Origin of the sequence: Pannonibacter sp. SL95 (assembly GCF_026672425.1) — a bacterium.
Classification (GTDB): domain Bacteria; phylum Pseudomonadota; class Alphaproteobacteria; order Rhizobiales; family Stappiaceae; genus Pannonibacter.
Map to the genome: position 1 here is coordinate 147,690 of NZ_JAPPRC010000005.1, position 15,476 is coordinate 163,165.

Consider the following 15,476-nt stretch of genomic DNA (forward strand, 5'->3'; position numbering starts at 1 on the left):
TGCCATCTGTCACGAGGAGCATTCCATGTCTGAACTCAAGCCCCTCGTGATCGATGTGATCTCCGATGTGATGTGCCCCTGGTGCTACATCGGCAAGAAGCGCCTCGAAAAGGCGATCAAGTCGGTTCCCGACATTCAGGTTGATGTGCGTTGGCATCCCTATCAGCTGGATTCGACCCTGCCGCCGGAAGGCAAGGACCGCGCAACCTATCTGAATGAAAAATTTGGCGGCGCGGAGCGCGCCGAGGCGGCGTACGAGCGGGTGCGGCAAGCCGGGCGCGAGGAAGGTATTCCCTTTGCCTTCGAGAAGATCGAAGTCTCGCCCAACACGCTCGACGCGCACAGGCTCATTCTGTGGTCCCGCTCGGATGACTTGCAGGACGATGTCGTCGAACGCCTGTTCCGCGCCTATTTCGTCGAAGGCCGCAATCTTGCCAAGTCCGAGACGCTGGTCCAGATCTCGGCCGAAGCCGGCATGCAGTCGGATCTTGTCGAACAGCTGTTCGAAACGGACTCCGATCTGGCCAAGCTGAAGCGGCAGATCGACCAGGCCAGCGAGATGGGCGTGACCGGCGTTCCCTTCTTCATCATTGATGGCCGCTTCGCCCTTGCTGGCGCCGAAGACCCGGCCACCATCGCCGCGGCCCTGCAGCATGCCGAAGCAACCCGCAGTGACGAGGACGCCGTCGCCGACGCGTGAGCCTCAGAGCGGGCAACTCTAAATTCAACCGTCATCCCGGACCAGCTGAGCGCTAGCGAAGCGCCGAGCCGGGATCCAGAAATCAGCCGCGCGGAGCGCGACAACTCTGCCGCATGCTTGTCCAGTGCTGAATTACATGAGGTGCGCGCTGACGCTCGCGCAGCCATGCTGGATTCCGGATCTTCGGTTCGCTCCGCTCACCTTGTCCGGAATGGCGGCCCAGATTTGAAATCACGCATCCCCCAAAAAACAAAACCCCGGAGTCGCCACCGGGGTTCTGCAGTTCAGAAGACCTGTGCTGATCAGGCCTTGAGGATCGAGCGGCCGGCATAGCGAGCCTGAGTGCCCAGTTCCTGCTCGATGCGCAGGAGCTGGTTGTACTTGGCAAGCCGGTCAGAGCGGGCAAGCGAACCGGTCTTGATCTGGCCGCAGTTGGTGGCGACCGCGAGGTCGGCGATGGTCGCATCTTCGGTTTCACCCGAACGGTGCGACATCACGGCGGTGTAGCCGGCCTTGTGCGCGGTCTCGACGGCATCGAGCGTCTCGGTCAGGGTGCCGATCTGGTTCACCTTGACGAGGATCGAGTTGGCCGTTGCGCTGGCAATGCCCTGGCGCAGGCGTGCGGTGTTGGTGACGAAGAGATCGTCGCCGACGAGCTGGACGCGGTTGCCGCAAAGCTCGGTGACGGCCTTCCAGCCAGCCCAGTCGTCTTCAGCCATGCCGTCCTCGATCGAGATGATCGGGTAGCGGGCGCTGAGATCGGCGAGGTAGGCAGCCATCTGGTCGGAGTCCAGCGTCTTGCCTTCGCCTTCCAGCACGTACTTGCCATTCTTGTAGAACTCGGTCGAAGCTGCATCGAGGGCGAGGTAAATGTCTTCGCCCGGCTTGTAACCGGCCTTTTCAATCGCCTTCATGACGAAGCCGATGGCAGCGTCGGTCGATTCCAGGTTCGGAGCAAAGCCGCCTTCGTCACCGACGTTGGTGTTGTGGCCCGCGTCCTTCAGCGCCTTCTTCAGCGTGTGGAACACTTCAGCGCCCATGCGCAGGGCCTCGGAGAAGCTCTCCGCGCCGACCGGCATGATCATGAATTCCTGGAAGTCGATCGGGTTGTCGGCGTGGGCGCCGCCGTTGATGATGTTCATCATCGGCACCGGCAGCAGACGGGCGGACGCGCCACCGACATAGCGGTAGAGCGGCAGGCCGGAGGACTGCGCCGCAGCCTTGGCAACGGCCAGCGAGACGCCGAGAATGGCGTTGGCGCCCAGGCGCGACTTGTTCGCAGTGCCGTCCAGCTCGATCATGGTCTGGTCGATGTGGATCTGGTCTTCCGCGTCGAGGCCGCCGATCGTGTCGAAGATCTCACCGTTTACGGCATCGACGGCCTGCTGCACGCCCTTGCCGAGGTAACGGGCGCCGCCGTCACGCAGTTCAACGGCCTCATGGGCGCCGGTCGAGGCACCGGAGGGAACACCGGCGCGGCCAAAGGCGCCGTCTTCCAGAAGAACATCCACTTCAACAGTCGGGTTGCCGCGGCTGTCCAGGATCTCCCGGGCCGTGATGTCGACAATGGCGGTCATATGCGTCTCCCTGTGATGAGCCCGCAGATGGGAGGCTGCGGGAATTGGTCAGTGCGGAACCCAGCGCTCACGTGCGGCGACAAGATCACGCTGCTGCAGACTTGATGACCCGGTCGATGTCGCGCACCTGGCGCAACAGTGCCTCTAGATCCTTGATCGGCACCATATTGGGGCCATCAGACGGTGCGTTGTCCGGATCGTCATGGGTCTCGATGAAGAGGCCAGCAATGCCGGCAGCGGCGGCGGCGCGGGCCAGCACCGGCACCATGGTGCGGTCGCCGCCTGTCGAGGCGCCCTGCCCGCCCGGCTGCTGCACGGAATGGGTCGCGTCAAACACGACCGGCGCGCCAGTGCGCGCCATGATCGGCAGCGCGCGCATGTCGGTGACCAGCGTGTTGTAGCCAAAGGACGCGCCACGTTCCGTCAGGAGCACATTCGGATTGCCGCTCTCAACGATCTTGTCGAGGACGTTCCTCATGTCCCAGGGCGCCAGGAACTGCCCCTTCTTCACGTTGACAACGCGGCCAGTGCGGGCTGCGGCGATCAAAAGATCGGTCTGGCGGCAGAGAAACGCCGGGATCTGCAGGATGTCGACGGCTTCGGCGACCGGCGCACACTGGTCCTCGGTGTGGATGTCCGTGATGACGGGCATACCGAAAGTCTCGCGAATCTCCGCAAAGATCGGCAGCGCCTCCTTGAGACCGATGCCGCGCTTGCCCTTGAGCGATGTGCGGTTGGCCTTGTCGAAGGAGCTTTTGTAGACAACAGGAATGCCGAGCTTGCCTGCGATCTCCTTCACCGCCGCTGCCATTTCCAGCGCGTGATCGCGGCTTTCCATCTGGCAGGGACCAGCAATGAGGCTGAACGGCGCCTGGTTGGAGAAAGTGACATTTCCAACGGTGACGTCCGTGTTGGCGCTCAGCATGGTGGATCCTTCAAGCTATCCTTTTGTCGGAGACCCGACCGGGGTTGCATACCTGCCTTTTCCGCCGCCCGCAACATTCCAGCTGTGCCTGCGTCACCCCAGTTCCAACCTTTTGCGAAATCCGCTATGTCTCACGAGCGTGCGAGGGAAACTTCCCTTGCCGAACCAAGGTTTTGACGCGCGGCCCCGGTCCGGGGCCTATTTCAGGAGCGCATTTTATGAACAGGCCAATCCGCAAGGCAGTGCTGCCGGTCGCAGGTCTGGGAACCCGTTTTTTGCCCGCCACCAAGGCGGTGCCGAAAGAAATGCTGACCATCGTCGATCGCCCGATCATCCAGCATGTGGTGGATGAAGCCCGGGAAGCCGGCATCGAACACATTGTTTTCGTGACGGGCCGCAACAAGCAGGTCATCGAAGACCATTTCGACATGGCCTATGAGCTGGAAGACACCCTGCGCCGCCGCAACAAGACGGCAGCTCTTGAGCTGCTGAACTCCATGCGCCCGCATGCCGGTGCCACCAGCTTCACGCGCCAGCAGGAGCCGCTCGGCCTTGGCCATGCGATCTGGTGCGCCCGCGACATTATCGGCAACGAGCCTTTCGCGATCCTCTTGCCGGACGTGATCGTCAAGTCTCAGAAGAGCTGCCTTGCCCAGATGGTCGAGGTCTATAACGAGACCGGCGGCAACATCATCGCCGTCGAGGAAGTGCCGGAAGACCAGACGCACCAGTATGGCATCGTCAAGCTGGCCGATGGCCCGCGCAAGGCCGCAATGCCGATCACCGGCATGGTCGAAAAGCCGGCTCCGGGAACGTCTCCGTCGAACCTGATGATCACTGGCCGCTACATCCTGCAGCCGGAAATCTTTGGCCTGCTGTCCAGCCAGGACAAGGGCGCCGGCGGCGAGATCCAGCTGACCGACAGCATGATCAAGCTGATGCAGTCGCAGTCCTTCACCTCGCTCGCCTTCGAAGGGCGGTCCTATGACTGCGGCTCGAAGATCGGCTTCCTCGCCGCCAACCTCGCCTTCGGTCTCGACCAGCCGGATCTGGCCGCTGACCTGCTGCCCATGCTGCAGGACGTGATCCGGAACAAGACCGGCGCGTGAGGGTGCGGCCCTTGCCTTCGCAGAAGGCAGCATTCTAAACAGTTCGGGCCGGGCCGGCACAACGGCCCGGCTCTTCGTCTTTTGAGAGCACCCCAGCAGAGACGGTCTTGCCCATGTCCTCCCCCGATGCGCGCGCCACCCTTGCAATCATTGGCCTCGGCTATGTCGGCCTGCCGGTGGCGGTCGCCTTTGCAGCGGCGGGTTATCCGGTCATCGGTTTCGACATCAACGCGCAGCGGATCGGCGAGCTACGGGACGGTCATGACCGCACCGGATCGGTTTCCAGCAATCAATTAGCCAGCGAAACATTACGTTTCACCGGCGAAGAAACGGCGCTTGAGGCGGCCGATGTGGTGATTGTCGCCGTACCGACGCCCGTTGACCGGGCAAAACGTCCCGACTTCGGCCCCTTCCTGTCGGCAGCCCAGGTCGCAGGCCGCAACCTGAAGCCTGGCGCGATCATCGTTTTCGAATCGACCGTCTATCCGGGGGCGACGGAAGAACTGGCGGTTCCCGAGATCGAGGCAGCATCCGGCGGGCGGCTTCACGCCGATTTCCATGTCGGCTACTCCCCCGAGCGGATCAACCCCGGCGATACGGAACGCGGCTTTGCCGACATCACCAAGATCGTCTCCGGCAGCTCCGACGCCGTCACCGACCGGCTCGTCGCGCTCTATGGCAGCGTGGTGACGGCCGGCATTCACCGCGCCCCCTCGATCCGCGTGGCCGAAGCGGCCAAGGTGATCGAGAACACCCAGCGCGATCTCAACATCGCCCTGATGAACGAGCTTTCCGTCCTGTTCCATGCCATGGGCATCGACACGCGCGATGTGCTGGCGGGGGCGGCCACCAAGTGGAACTTCCTGCCCTTCCAGCCAGGTCTTGTCGGTGGTCACTGCATCGGTGTCGATCCCTACTATCTAACCCACAAGGCGCATGAGATCGGGCTGACGCCGCAGGTGATCCTGGCCGGGCGCGGCACCAACGAGCACATGCCGGCCTTTGTCGCCGGCAAGATCATCCAGGCTTGCGTCCGCCTTGGCAGGACCATGCCGCCCAAGATTGCGGTACTTGGCCTCACCTACAAGGCCAACGTACCCGATACGCGCAACTCCAAGGTCGTCGACCTCATCACCGAGCTGCAATCCTTTGGCGCGGATGTGCGGGTTCATGATCCACTGGCCGACGCGGACGAAACCGCACACGAGTATGGCCTCCGCCTGTCCACGCTGGAGGATCTCGCCGGTTCGGATGCGGTGGTTCTCGCCGTCCCGCACCGGGGTTTTGTCGCTGGCGGCTGGGACTTCGTCCGCGGCCTTCTGCAAGACGGCAAGGGCCTCGTGGCCGACCTGCCGGCAACACTGGACCGGACGGCATGCCCGCCCGGCATCACGCTGTGGCGCCTTTGATGGGGACAGTCAAGCAAACGTGATCTCTGGCAAGATCCCGTAGAGGAATTCAGGCGTATGCTGATTTTGTGTCACCTCGAAGGAGACCAGTCATGCGCATGGGTACCTCACTTCTTGCTTTGGTGGTGTGCGGATTTCTTGGATTGTCGGCAAGCGTCACGAGTGTTCGCGCGGAAGGCGTCCTTGATGGCGCCGAGTTCCGCAAGCTGATCCAGGGACAGATGGCGGCCTTCCGCCGCAATGATGCGGCAGGCGCCTTCGCGTTTGCCACCAGTGGTCTCCAGAAACAGTTCCAGAGCCCGGACATCTTCATCGCCATGGTGAAACAGGGCTATCTGCCGGTGTTCCAGCCGAAGGACGTCAGCTTCGGACGTCTGAAGGAAACCGCGCAGGGCCCGGTGCAAGAGGTGTTTGTCACCGGACCTGACGGTGACAACTGGGTCGCGCTCTACAGCTTTGCCCGGCAGGAAGACGGAACCTGGGGCATCTCGGGCTGCGTTCTGCGCAAGGACAGCGGCTCGGCCGCCTGAAGCCCAGACGCCAAGCCCGTCAGAGCGGGGCGATGTCGCCCCGCGCCCAACCCTCTTTGACCGATACACGGTAGTCCTGGAACTGGCCCGCCTCAATGGCATCCCGCATGCCCTGCATCAGTTGCTGGTAATAGGCAAGGTTGTTCCAGGTCAGCAGCATGGCCGCCAGCCCTTCGCCAGCTTTCACCAGATGGTGCAGATAGGCACGTGAATACTGCCGTGCCGCCGGGCAATCACTTTCCTCGTCCAGGGGACGGGGATCGTCGGCGTGGCGGGCATTCTTCAGGTTGATCTTGCCACGGCGGGTAAAGGCGAGACCGTGGCGGCCGGCGCGGGTCGGCATGACGCAGTCGAACTGGTCGATGCCACGCGCGACGCTCTCCAGAATGTCCTCCGGAGTTCCAACGCCCATCAGGTAGCGCGGCTTGTCGACGGGCATGGCCGGTGTTGTGACCTCTAGCATCCGCAGCATCACTTCCTGCGGTTCGCCGACAGCCAGACCGCCGACGGAATAGCCCTCAAAAGGCATGGCAGCCAGGCTTTCGGCGGAGCGAACCCGCAGGTGCGGCACGTCACCGCCCTGCACGATGCCATAGAGCCCCTGCCCCTTGTCGACACCGCCCATGGCCTCGAACTTTGCCCGCGACCGCTCCGCCCAGCGAAGCGACAGCTGCATCGCACGTTCGACTTCCTTTTCCGGGGCCGGCAATGCGATGCATTCGTCGAGCTGCATCTGGATGTCAGAACCCAGCAGGCCCTGGATCTCGACCGACCGTTCCGGCGTCAGGTGATATTTCTGGCCGTCAATATGGCTCTGGAAGCGGACGCCGGTCTCGTCGAGCTTGCGCAGCTGCGCTAGTGACATGACCTGGAAGCCGCCGGAATCGGTCAGGATCGTATGCGGCCACTGCATGAAATGATGAAGTCCGCCGAGCCTTGCCACCCGTTCGGCGCCTGGCCGCAGCATCAGATGATAGGTGTTGCCGAGGACGACATCGGCACCGAGCGCCCGCACCTGATCGGTGTACATCGCCTTCACCGTCGCCTGCGTGCCGACCGGCATGAAGGCCGGTGTGCGCACCTGACCATGCGGCGTGGTGATTTCACCGCGCCGGGCCATGCCATCGGTCGTGATCAGGCGGAACGAAAAACGCTTCGGCGCATCGGTCATGAATTCAGCTCTTCCTCGGATGCGATGCTGCCGCTGGCGGGAAACAGCAGCGAACTGTCGCCATAGCTGTAGAAGCGGTAGCCTGTCTCGATTGCATGGGCATAGGCCGCGCGCATGGTGCCGAGCCCGCTCAGCGCGGACACAAGCATGAACAGCGTTGAGCGCGGCAGGTGGAAATTCGTCATCAGCGCGTCGACCGCGCGAAAACGATAGCCAGGCGTGATGAAGATGCGGGTCTCACCGGCAAAGGCGGCCAGCCCGCCCTGCCCCTGGGCCGCACTTTCCAGAATGCGCAAGGACGTCGTGCCGACCGCAACCACCTTGTTGCCCCGTGCCCGCACAGCCCGAAGAGCTGCCGCCGTTTCTGCGGCGATTTCGCCCCATTCGGCATGCATTTCATGCTCGTTCGTGTCGTCTGCCTTGACTGGCAGGAAGGTGCCGGCGCCGACATGCAAGGTCACGGTGTGACGTTCGATGCCCCGAGCATCCAGCGCGGCAAACAGCCGGTCGGTGAAGTGAAGACCGGCGGTCGGGGCGGCAACGGCTCCCTCCCGCTCGGCGTAGATCGTCTGATAGTCAGTCCGGTCCTGCGCATCCTCACCGCGCTTGGCCGCGATATAGGGCGGCAGCGGGATGTGACCGACGCCATGAATGGCGGCATCAAGATCGGGCCCGGCAAGGTCGAACACAAAGAGGATCTCGCCCGTGTCTTTTTTCTCGGCCACGGTGGCATCGAGCACGCCGGACGGGCAGGCTGTGCCCTCGGCTGGCTGCCCGAAGCGGACGCGATCCCCCACCACAAGCTTCTTCGCCGGCCGGACGAAGGCCCACCAGCGATCCGGGCCGGCGCGCAGATGCAGGGTCGCGCCAATGCCCGCAACCGCGTCTGCGCGTGTGCGCGTGCCCTCAAGCTGTGCCGGGATGACCTTGGTGTTGTTGAAGACCAGCGCATCGCCCGGGGCCAGAAGCGACGGCAAGTCGAGTACGCCGAGGTCTTCCAGTTGCGCGTGTTCTGACGGGCGAACGACAAGCATCCGCGCCGCATCACGAGGACGCGCCGGCCGCAAGGCAATCCGCTCCGGCGGAAGATCGAAGTCGAAGTCGTCTACGCGCATGTCTATAAGTCCAGCCTGATCAGGCAAAAGCACTCGAACCGGGTTGCCATCAGCCAAGCGGGCGCGGCGGTTGATCCGCCACGCCCGCAATCGTGAAACCGTTGACCGGCAGATAGGCCAATCAGGCGTCTGCTGCAACCTTCAGCGAGACGATCTTGTCCGGGTTCTTGACCGGCTCGCCGCGCTTGATCTTGTCGACGTTTTCCATGCCGGAGGTGACTTCACCCCACACGGTGTACTGGCCATCGAGCCAGGGGGCGTCGGTGAAGCAGATGAAGAACTGGCTGTCGCCCGAGTTCGGATCCATCGCGCGGGCCATGGAGCAGGTGCCGCGCTTGTGCTTTTCCTTGGTAAACTCGGCCTTCAGCTTCTTGCCGGAGCCGCCGGTGCCGGTGCCCTGCGGGCAACCGGTCTGGGCCATGAAGCCGTCGATCACGCGGTGGAAGACGATGCCGTCGTAGAAGCCTTCGCGCACCAGTTCCTTGATGCGCGCGACATGGGCCGGAGCCAGGTCGGGGCGCATCTCGATGACGATCGGGCCCTGGGTCGTCTCCATGAGCAGCGTGTGCTCGCTGTCCTTGTATTCAGCCACTTGTATCTCCAGTTCTGTGGTCTGTGGTCCGGAGGCGCTCACGCCTCCTCCTGCGGCCCGGCAATCCGGGCCACGCGAAAAATCAGCTGGCGTCGGCTGCCAGACGCATCTTGATGATCTTGTCCGGGTTGGTCACAGGCTCGCCGCGCTTGATCTTGTCGACAAACTCCATGCCATCAACGACTTCGCCCCAGACCGTATACTGACCATTCAGCCAATCACCATCGTCGAACATGATGAAAAACTGCGAATTGGCGCTGTCCGGATCGGAGGCACGCGCCATGCCGAGCACGCCGCGCTTGAACGGCGCCTTGGAGAACTCAGCCTTCAGATCAGGCTCGTCCGAGCCACCCGTGCCGGTGCCGGTCGGATCGCCGGTCTGGGCCATGAAGCCGTCGATCACGCGATGGAACACGATGCCATCGTAAAAACCGGCCTTGGCCAGTTTCTTGATGCGTTCGACATGCGCAGGGGCCAGGTCGGGGCGCAGGCGGATGGTTACCCGGCCGTCCTTCAGGTCCAGATACAGTGTGTTCTGCGGGTCGAGCGTCTCGGCGCTCGCGGCTGCCGGCAGCAAGGCGAGCGGAAGCAGCAGGGCGATCAGGGCAAGAAAGCGCTTCAATCGGAACTCCATTGGAAGCAACGCGGACCAGACGGCCGCATGTCAGGCGTTGGCAAGGGCGCGGGCGACGAGCGGGCCGGCCACAGGCGCTGGAACAAAGGCGGTGATGTCTCCGCCCATGCGCGCGATCTGGCGGACAAGCGTGGCGGTGATATGGCGGACCGGCGGCGAAGCGGGGAGAAAAACCGTCTTGATATCCGGCGCGAGTGTGCCGTTCATGCCGGCCATCTGCATTTCGTAGTCAAGATCCGTGCCGTCGCGCAGGCCCCGGACGAGCACCAGAGCCCCCTCTTTCCGCGCCACATCGACCACCAGCGTGTCAAAGGCAATAACGGAAATCCGGGCTGTCACATCCGCGCCGAAGGCGGCAAGTGACGAAGCGCGAATCAATCCGACCCGCTCCTCGAAGGTGAAAAGCGGCTGCTTTCCAGGGTGGATGCCAATAGCCACGATCACTTTGTCGGCCAGCGAGAGCGCCTGACCGAGGATGTCGATATGGCCGTTGGTCACGGGATCGAAGGATCCCGGATAGAGAGCGGTGCGGATCATATGAGTTTGATAGCGCCGATGCGAAAAAGCCACAAGCACCGAGATGAAATGCACCGCTGCCAGTTGAGACGAAAGGCCGAGGAAGATGACGCCCGCTGCGAGGGAACAAAAGGGCACCACTGACGTTGTGTCATCAAGCCTTGTCGACACGCAAAGGAGGGCCTGCCATGTTTGGACAAGCCAAAAACCGCTCCAGTTCGATGCTTCGTCTCACGCTTTTCGGCCTTCCACTGGTTATGGCCCTGGCAACAGCTGGCGTCCTGGTGGCCGGCGCTGCGGTCATCGGGACTGCGACTGTCAATGCAGGTCCGAAGGGCGACCGTTTGCCTGCGCAACCGCTGGCCGAGTGTCGCAGTGACTGCCGGTTGACCGTTGGCTCGCAGTCCTGGATCGTCCACGAACCGGCGGAAAATCTCACCACCGTGAGCCGCGGCGCGCTGAAGAGCTAGGCGGTCCGGATCGTTCACACACAGGTGACAGACCATTTACCGGCGCGCCATGGACCTTTTGCCGGCAAAGGCCCATATGAGCCGCATGATGAACATTCTCTCCCATTTCAAACTTCCGAGTGCGCCCGTCCTTGCCTGGCTTGCGGCCGTTGGCGCCTTTGCCCTTCTCGTCGGGGCCAGTGCCGCCCAGATCGACGCACTGACGCCGTCCCTGCCGGAACCGGCAAAGATCGAGCGGGTGCCGAACGACCCATATGGTTGCCTCGAGCTGGAGTTCCTCGCTGAGGACCCGGCATGCGCCCTGCCCCGTGCTCCGCTGCCGGAGCCGGGACCGATGGCCTGAGCGGGACGTTTCCGCTCCGGTAAGACCCTGATATCACGCGACTATCTGAAGGGAACGCAGATCATCTGTGTTCCCTTTTGCTTTGTGGCGCCGACAAACGGCAGTACCGAAAGCCGCAAACCTGTGACCGGGATCACGGTCTTCTTGTGCCGGACATGGTGTTGTCTCCTCACAACCTGACCACTCCGGCAGGGGAGACAGACCCATGAAGATTGAGAAGATCAGCACCCCGAAATCCTCCTCCGACACCTACAGCATGGCCGGAATCGCAGCGCTGCTCGCGGTCGCCATCGTCACCGTGATCGCCTCGGCCGCCTTTGCCTTTGCGCAGATGCCGGCCAATGGAGGAGCTGCTGCCAAGGGCAACCGCCTGTCTTCCGAACTTCCCACCTCCTGCAAGGGCCAGACATGGGGCAACTGGAACGCCAGCTGCCTGGAGAGCCTGTCGGGCAAGACCGGCTTGCGCATGGTCGGTGTGACCACCGTCGCCGAGCAGCCGGATGAGAACACGACCATCCTGGTGCGCCAGTCTCCGGCCAGCTGATCCAAGCGGCACGGCCCCTTCCACCGGGCCGCGCCTCCGCCTCGCCGGCAAGCCGGGACGGATCCGACAATTTGTTGCCAAACTCCCCCAAAACGCCTCCAATTCCCCCCCAGCAAACGACAAAAGGCGCCCCGGTTTCCCGGAGCGCCTTTTTTGTGTCCTGGCCCTTGCGCAGACGGCTTACTCGCCGCCCTCCGACCCGGCTTCACCATCACCGGCGATGTCGCCGTCGGCGTCGTTGTCATTGTCGTCTTCGCTGACGCGTTCAACGGCGACGACCTGCTCGTCAGCGGCGGTGTTGAAGACGATGACGCCCTGGGTGGCGCGACCGGCGACGCGGATCCCGTCAACCGGGCAACGGATCAGCTGGCCACCGTTGGTGACGAGCATAATCTGGTCGCTGTGCTCGACTGGGAAGGAGGCAACCAGCGGGCCGTTGCGCTTGGTTACCGCCATGGCCGTGATGCCCTTGCCGCCGCGGCCGGTCACCCGGTACTCGAAGGACGAGGTGCGCTTGCCGAAGCCGTTTTCCGAGATGGTGAGGATCACCTGCTCGGCGGCACTCATTTCAGCGTACCGCTCCTGCGGCAGGTCACCGGCTTCAGCGCCTGCCTCATCGGCATCATCGGAGGCGGCCGAGCCCTCGTCCGTCTCACCGCGCATCAGGCGGCTGAGCTTGAGATAGGCCGCGCGTTCTTCCGAGGTCGCCTCGAAGTGACGCAGGATCGACATCGAGATGAGCTGATCGTCATCGGCGAGGTTGATGCCGCGCACGCCGACCGAGTTGCGGCCGGCGAAGACGCGCACTTCGGTGACAGCAAAGCGGATGCACTGGCCGGCGGCCGTCGTCAGCATGACGTCGTCGTTCTCGGTGCAGGTTTCGACCGAGACGATGCCATCGCCCTCGTCGAGCTTCATGGCGATCTTGCCGGCGCGGTTGACCTGGGTGAAGTCCGACAGCTTGTTGCGGCGGACCGTTCCCTTGGTCGTGGCGAACATCACGTCGAGATCGGCCCAGCTGTCCTCATTCTCCGGCAGCGGCATGATCGACGAGATCTGCTCACCCGGCTCGAGCGGCAGCATGTTGATGAGGGCCTTGCCGCGCGACGTCGGGCCGCCGAGCGGCAGACGCCAGACCTTCAGCTTGTAGACGATGCCGCGCGAGGAGAAGAACAGGACCGGCGTGTGGGTGTTGGCCACGAACAGGCGGGTGACGAAATCCTCGTCCTTGGTCGCCATGCCCGACCGACCCTTGCCACCGCGGCGCTGGGCGCGGTAGGTCGCCAGCGGCACGCGCTTGATGTAACCGCCATGGCTGACGGTGACGACCATGTCTTCGCGCTGGATCAGGTCCTCGTCTTCGAGGTCTGCGCCGCCTTCCATGATCTGGGTCTTGCGCGGCGTTGCGAATTCCGTGCGGATCTCGATCAGCTCCTCACGGATGATCTGCTGGATCCGCTCGCGGGAGCGCAGGATTTCGAGGTAATCCGAGATTTCCTCGCCGAGCTTGTTCAACTCGTCGGCGATTTCATCGCGGCCAAGGGCGGTCAGGCGCTGCAGGCGCAGGTCGAGGATCGCGCGGGCCTGTTCTTCGGACAGGCGATAGGTGCCATCGGCATTCACCGTGTGGCGCGGATCGTCGATCAGGCGGATGAGCGGTTCCACGTCCCGGGCGGGCCAGTCACGGCCCATGAGCTGGGCCCGGGCGGTTGCCGGATCCGGCGCAGTACGGATGAGGTGGATGACCTCGTCGATGTTGGCCACGGCAATCGCCAGACCAACCAGCACATGCGCGCGGTCACGCGCCTTGGCCAGCAGGAAGCGGGTGCGCCGGCCAATGACTTCCTCGCGGAAGGCGATGAATGCCTTCAGCATGTCGGAAATGGTCATCAGCTCCGGGCGGCCGCCGTTGAGGGCGACCATGTTGCAGCCAAAGCTCTGCTGCAGCGCGGAGAAGCGGTAAAGCTGGTTCAGAATGACGTCGGCAACCGCGTCCTTCTTCAGCTCGATGACGACGCGCATGCCCGAGCGGTCACTCTCGTCGCGGATGTCGGAGATGCCCTCGATGCGCTTCTCGCGCACCAGCTCGGCGATCTTCTCGATCATCGTCGACTTGTTGACCTGGTACGGGATCTCCGTGACGATCAGGGCCTCGCGGCCGGCACGGATCTCCTCGATGTCGACCTTGCCGCGAATGACGACCGACCCGCGCCCCGTCTCATAAGCCGAACGGATACCGGACCGGCCGAGAATGATGCCTCCGGTCGGGAAGTCCGGACCCGGGACGATTTCGAGGAGCTCGCTGAGCGTCATCGCCGGATTGGCCATGATGGCGATGGCAGCGTCGATCACTTCGCCGAGGTTGTGCGGGGGAATGTTCGTTGCCATGCCGACGGCGATGCCGCCGGCACCATTGACGAGCAGGTTCGGGAACTTCGCCGGCAGAACGACGGGCTCGGTCTCGGAGCTGTCGTAGTTTTCCTGGAAGTTAACCGTATCCTTGTCAATGTCGTCCAGCAGCTTGTGGGCGACCTTTTCCAGGCGGCACTCGGTGTAGCGCATGGCCGCAGCCGGATCGCCGTCAACCGAGCCGAAGTTGCCCTGACCATCGATCAGCGGCAGGCGGAGCGAGAAGCTCTGCGCCATGCGGACGAGGGCGTCATAGATCGCACTGTCGCCATGGGGGTGGTACTTACCCATCACGTCACCGACCACGCGGGCCGACTTGCGATAGGGCTTGTTCCACTCGTAGCCGTTTTCATGCATCGAATAGAGAATGCGCCGATGCACGGGTTTCAGGCCATCGCGCACGTCCGGGAGGGCGCGGCTGACGATCACGCTCATGGCGTAATCGAGATAGCTGCGCTTCATCTCATCCGTAATGGAGATGGGGCGAATGTCGGAGGGCAAGGCGCCGCCCGACGAAGGGGAATCCTGATCGGCCAAGGATGCGTTCCGTATGCTTTTTATGTTGCTCTGCTTATAGCCGATTCCGCCCCACCCGCCAAATGGACGGGGGAGATTCGAAGGATAATTTACCCTTACATACCAATGACTTGCAAAGATTGTTCACAGCACCGCGAAAACAATGGGGCCAAAAGGCGGCAATCTGTCAATTGGCTCTGGTATAAGGGACTGAAATGACGGCTGACGCGTGGGGCAATCCATGACCGAATTTCTTCTCAATGCCTTTGCAACCCTGTTCGTCACCATCGATCCGGTGGGTCTTGCACCGATGTTTCTGGCGCTGACCGCAGGCGTTTCCGCACAGGACCGCAAGCGCATTGCCTATCGCGCCACCATCACGTCGGGCATCGTCCTGTTCGTCTTCTTCTTCTCCGGCAAGACCGTGCTGACCCTGCTCGGCATCTCGGTTTCCGCATTCCGCGTGGCCGGCGGCATCCTGCTGTTCGTCATCGCCTTCGAGATGGTTTTCGACCACCGCAACAAGCGCAAGAGCGAGACGGCGGAGAAGGTCGTTGAGCACCACCCGTCCGATCTGAACGCCATGGCGGTGTTTCCTATTGCCATTCCGCTGATTGCCGGACCGGCCGCTATCTCGGCGATCATCCTTCTCGCCAGCCAGGCCCCGACGCAGGTCGCCTATGCCGGCCTTGCCGGCGTCATCGCGACGATCCTCGGCAGCTGCCTTCTGGCATTCCTCTTGGCCGACAAGATCGAACGGATGATGGGCGACACCGTGCAGATGGTCGTGACCCGCCTCCTTGGCGTGCTTCTTGCTGCCCTGTCGGTGCAGTTCATCGCCGACGGCATCATTGCCTTTGCCAACGGCACCCCGGGCTGACGGCAAGCCACCACCAGACACCCAGCATCGCCTGTA

General features: G+C 63.0%; 16 protein-coding genes. 8 read left to right on the forward strand and 8 right to left on the reverse strand.

Translation table 11 applies throughout. The annotated features are described in order from the left end of the window. Nucleotides 1-25 precede the first annotated feature (25 nt). The gene (locus tag OVA12_RS15735; protein ID WP_268138962.1) at nt 26-700 is read left to right on the forward strand and encodes a DsbA family oxidoreductase; all 675 of its coding nucleotides are present in this window, start codon (nt 26-28) and stop codon (nt 698-700) included. Between the two features lie 302 nt (nt 701-1,002). On the opposite strand, the gene eno is transcribed toward OVA12_RS15735, so the two are convergent. Beyond that, nucleotides 1,003-2,277, reverse strand: coding sequence for a phosphopyruvate hydratase (gene eno / locus OVA12_RS15740; protein WP_268138963.1), 1,275 nt, complete (start codon nt 2,275-2,277; stop codon nt 1,003-1,005). Nucleotides 2,278-2,362: 85 nt separating this feature from the next. Continuing rightward, nucleotides 2,363-3,202, reverse strand: coding sequence for a 3-deoxy-8-phosphooctulonate synthase (gene kdsA / locus OVA12_RS15745; RefSeq protein ID WP_268138965.1), 840 nt, complete (start codon nt 3,200-3,202; stop codon nt 2,363-2,365). Between the two features lie 218 nt (nt 3,203-3,420). Here kdsA and galU point away from each other — a divergent pair, with 218 nt between their 5' ends. The 3 genes from galU to OVA12_RS15760 all read left to right on the forward strand — a co-directional run bounded on the left by galU (nt 3,421) and on the right by OVA12_RS15760 (nt 6,250). Continuing rightward, nucleotides 3,421-4,311 (forward strand): UTP--glucose-1-phosphate uridylyltransferase GalU, encoded by an 891-nt coding sequence (gene galU, locus OVA12_RS15750; RefSeq protein ID WP_268138967.1) that lies wholly within the window; start codon nt 3,421-3,423, stop codon nt 4,309-4,311. A 113-nt stretch (nt 4,312-4,424) separates the two neighbouring features. Next, the gene (locus tag OVA12_RS15755) at nt 4,425-5,720 is read left to right on the forward strand and encodes a nucleotide sugar dehydrogenase (RefSeq protein ID WP_268138969.1); all 1,296 of its coding nucleotides are present in this window, start codon (nt 4,425-4,427) and stop codon (nt 5,718-5,720) included. A 92-nt stretch (nt 5,721-5,812) separates the two neighbouring features. Then, complete coding sequence (locus tag OVA12_RS15760; protein ID WP_268138971.1) at nt 5,813-6,250, forward strand: DUF4864 domain-containing protein; 438 nt, start codon at nt 5,813-5,815, stop codon at nt 6,248-6,250. A gap of 19 nt (nt 6,251-6,269) precedes the next feature. Here OVA12_RS15760 and tgt read toward each other — a convergent pair whose 3' ends face one another. From tgt to coaD, 5 genes are all read right to left on the reverse strand, one after another. After that, entirely contained in the window at nt 6,270-7,421 is a 1,152-nt protein-coding gene (tgt, locus tag OVA12_RS15765; protein WP_268138973.1) for a tRNA guanosine(34) transglycosylase Tgt, read from the reverse strand. Further along, nucleotides 7,418-8,536: a tRNA preQ1(34) S-adenosylmethionine ribosyltransferase-isomerase QueA gene (gene queA, locus OVA12_RS15770; protein WP_268138975.1), complete on the reverse strand. Its 1,119-nt coding sequence runs from the start codon at nt 8,534-8,536 to the stop codon at nt 7,418-7,420. Before queA ends, tgt begins: the two co-directional genes overlap by 4 nt. A 121-nt stretch (nt 8,537-8,657) precedes the next feature. Beyond that, nucleotides 8,658-9,092: a peptidylprolyl isomerase gene (locus tag OVA12_RS15775; RefSeq protein WP_268139438.1), complete on the reverse strand. Its 435-nt coding sequence runs from the start codon at nt 9,090-9,092 to the stop codon at nt 8,658-8,660. Between the two features lie 118 nt (nt 9,093-9,210). Continuing rightward, a complete protein-coding gene (locus tag OVA12_RS15780; RefSeq protein WP_442793883.1) occupies nt 9,211-9,762 on the reverse strand; it encodes a peptidylprolyl isomerase in 552 nt (183 codons plus the stop codon). Nucleotides 9,763-9,792: 30 nt separating this feature from the next. Further along, on the reverse strand, nt 9,793-10,299 hold the full coding sequence (gene coaD / locus OVA12_RS15785) for a pantetheine-phosphate adenylyltransferase (protein WP_442793884.1): 507 nt from the start codon (nt 10,297-10,299) through the stop codon (nt 9,793-9,795). 167 nt (nt 10,300-10,466) lie between these two features. Here coaD and OVA12_RS15790 point away from each other — a divergent pair, with 167 nt between their 5' ends. From OVA12_RS15790 to OVA12_RS15800, 3 genes are all read left to right on the forward strand, one after another. After that, on the forward strand, nt 10,467-10,748 hold the full coding sequence (locus OVA12_RS15790) for a hypothetical protein (RefSeq protein WP_268138979.1): 282 nt from the start codon (nt 10,467-10,469) through the stop codon (nt 10,746-10,748). Nucleotides 10,749-10,836: 88 nt separating this feature from the next. Further along, entirely contained in the window at nt 10,837-11,091 is a 255-nt protein-coding gene (locus tag OVA12_RS15795; RefSeq protein ID WP_268138981.1) for a hypothetical protein, read from the forward strand. Nucleotides 11,092-11,296: 205 nt separating this feature from the next. Continuing rightward, nucleotides 11,297-11,635 carry a hypothetical protein gene (locus OVA12_RS15800; RefSeq protein ID WP_268138983.1) on the forward strand — a complete coding sequence of 113 codons (339 nt, stop codon included), beginning with the start codon at nt 11,297-11,299 and terminating at the stop codon, nt 11,633-11,635. A 180-nt stretch (nt 11,636-11,815) separates the two neighbouring features. Here OVA12_RS15800 and gyrA read toward each other — a convergent pair whose 3' ends face one another. Then, nucleotides 11,816-14,506, reverse strand: coding sequence for a DNA gyrase subunit A (gene gyrA, locus OVA12_RS15805; protein WP_442793889.1), 2,691 nt, complete (start codon nt 14,504-14,506; stop codon nt 11,816-11,818). 295 nt (nt 14,507-14,801) lie between these two features. Here gyrA and OVA12_RS15810 point away from each other — a divergent pair, with 295 nt between their 5' ends. Continuing rightward, nucleotides 14,802-15,440, forward strand: a complete 639-nt coding sequence (locus OVA12_RS15810; protein WP_268138987.1) for a MarC family protein — start codon at nt 14,802-14,804, stop codon at nt 15,438-15,440. Nucleotides 15,441-15,476 lie beyond the last annotated feature (36 nt).

What these genes read in the sequence shown, in the direction of transcription:
- gyrA (WP_442793889.1), bottom strand. Translation starts at nt 14,506, where the DNA reads ATGAAGCGCAGCTATCTCGATTACGCCATGAGCGTGATCGTCAGCCGC.
- kdsA (WP_268138965.1), bottom strand. Translation starts at nt 3,202, where the DNA reads ATGCTGAGCGCCAACACGGACGTCACCGTTGGAAATGTCACTTTCTCC.
- OVA12_RS15760 (WP_268138971.1), top strand. Translation starts at nt 5,813, where the DNA reads ATGCGCATGGGTACCTCACTTCTTGCTTTGGTGGTGTGCGGATTTCTT.
- OVA12_RS15775 (WP_268139438.1), bottom strand. Translation starts at nt 9,092, where the DNA reads ATGGAGACGACCCAGGGCCCGATCGTCATCGAGATGCGCCCCGACCTG.
- eno (WP_268138963.1), bottom strand. Translation starts at nt 2,277, where the DNA reads ATGACCGCCATTGTCGACATCACGGCCCGGGAGATCCTGGACAGCCGC.
- queA (WP_268138975.1), bottom strand. Translation starts at nt 8,536, where the DNA reads ATGCGCGTAGACGACTTCGACTTCGATCTTCCGCCGGAGCGGATTGCC.
- OVA12_RS15795 (WP_268138981.1), top strand. Translation starts at nt 10,837, where the DNA reads ATGAACATTCTCTCCCATTTCAAACTTCCGAGTGCGCCCGTCCTTGCC.
- galU (WP_268138967.1), top strand. Translation starts at nt 3,421, where the DNA reads ATGAACAGGCCAATCCGCAAGGCAGTGCTGCCGGTCGCAGGTCTGGGA.
- tgt (WP_268138973.1), bottom strand. Translation starts at nt 7,421, where the DNA reads ATGACCGATGCGCCGAAGCGTTTTTCGTTCCGCCTGATCACGACCGAT.
- OVA12_RS15735 (WP_268138962.1), top strand. Translation starts at nt 26, where the DNA reads ATGTCTGAACTCAAGCCCCTCGTGATCGATGTGATCTCCGATGTGATG.
- OVA12_RS15800 (WP_268138983.1), top strand. Translation starts at nt 11,297, where the DNA reads ATGAAGATTGAGAAGATCAGCACCCCGAAATCCTCCTCCGACACCTAC.
- OVA12_RS15755 (WP_268138969.1), top strand. Translation starts at nt 4,425, where the DNA reads ATGTCCTCCCCCGATGCGCGCGCCACCCTTGCAATCATTGGCCTCGGC.
- OVA12_RS15790 (WP_268138979.1), top strand. Translation starts at nt 10,467, where the DNA reads ATGTTTGGACAAGCCAAAAACCGCTCCAGTTCGATGCTTCGTCTCACG.
- coaD (WP_442793884.1), bottom strand. Translation starts at nt 10,299, where the DNA reads ATGATCCGCACCGCTCTCTATCCGGGATCCTTCGATCCCGTGACCAAC.
- OVA12_RS15810 (WP_268138987.1), top strand. Translation starts at nt 14,802, where the DNA reads ATGACCGAATTTCTTCTCAATGCCTTTGCAACCCTGTTCGTCACCATC.
- OVA12_RS15780 (WP_442793883.1), bottom strand. Translation starts at nt 9,762, where the DNA reads ATGGAGTTCCGATTGAAGCGCTTTCTTGCCCTGATCGCCCTGCTGCTT.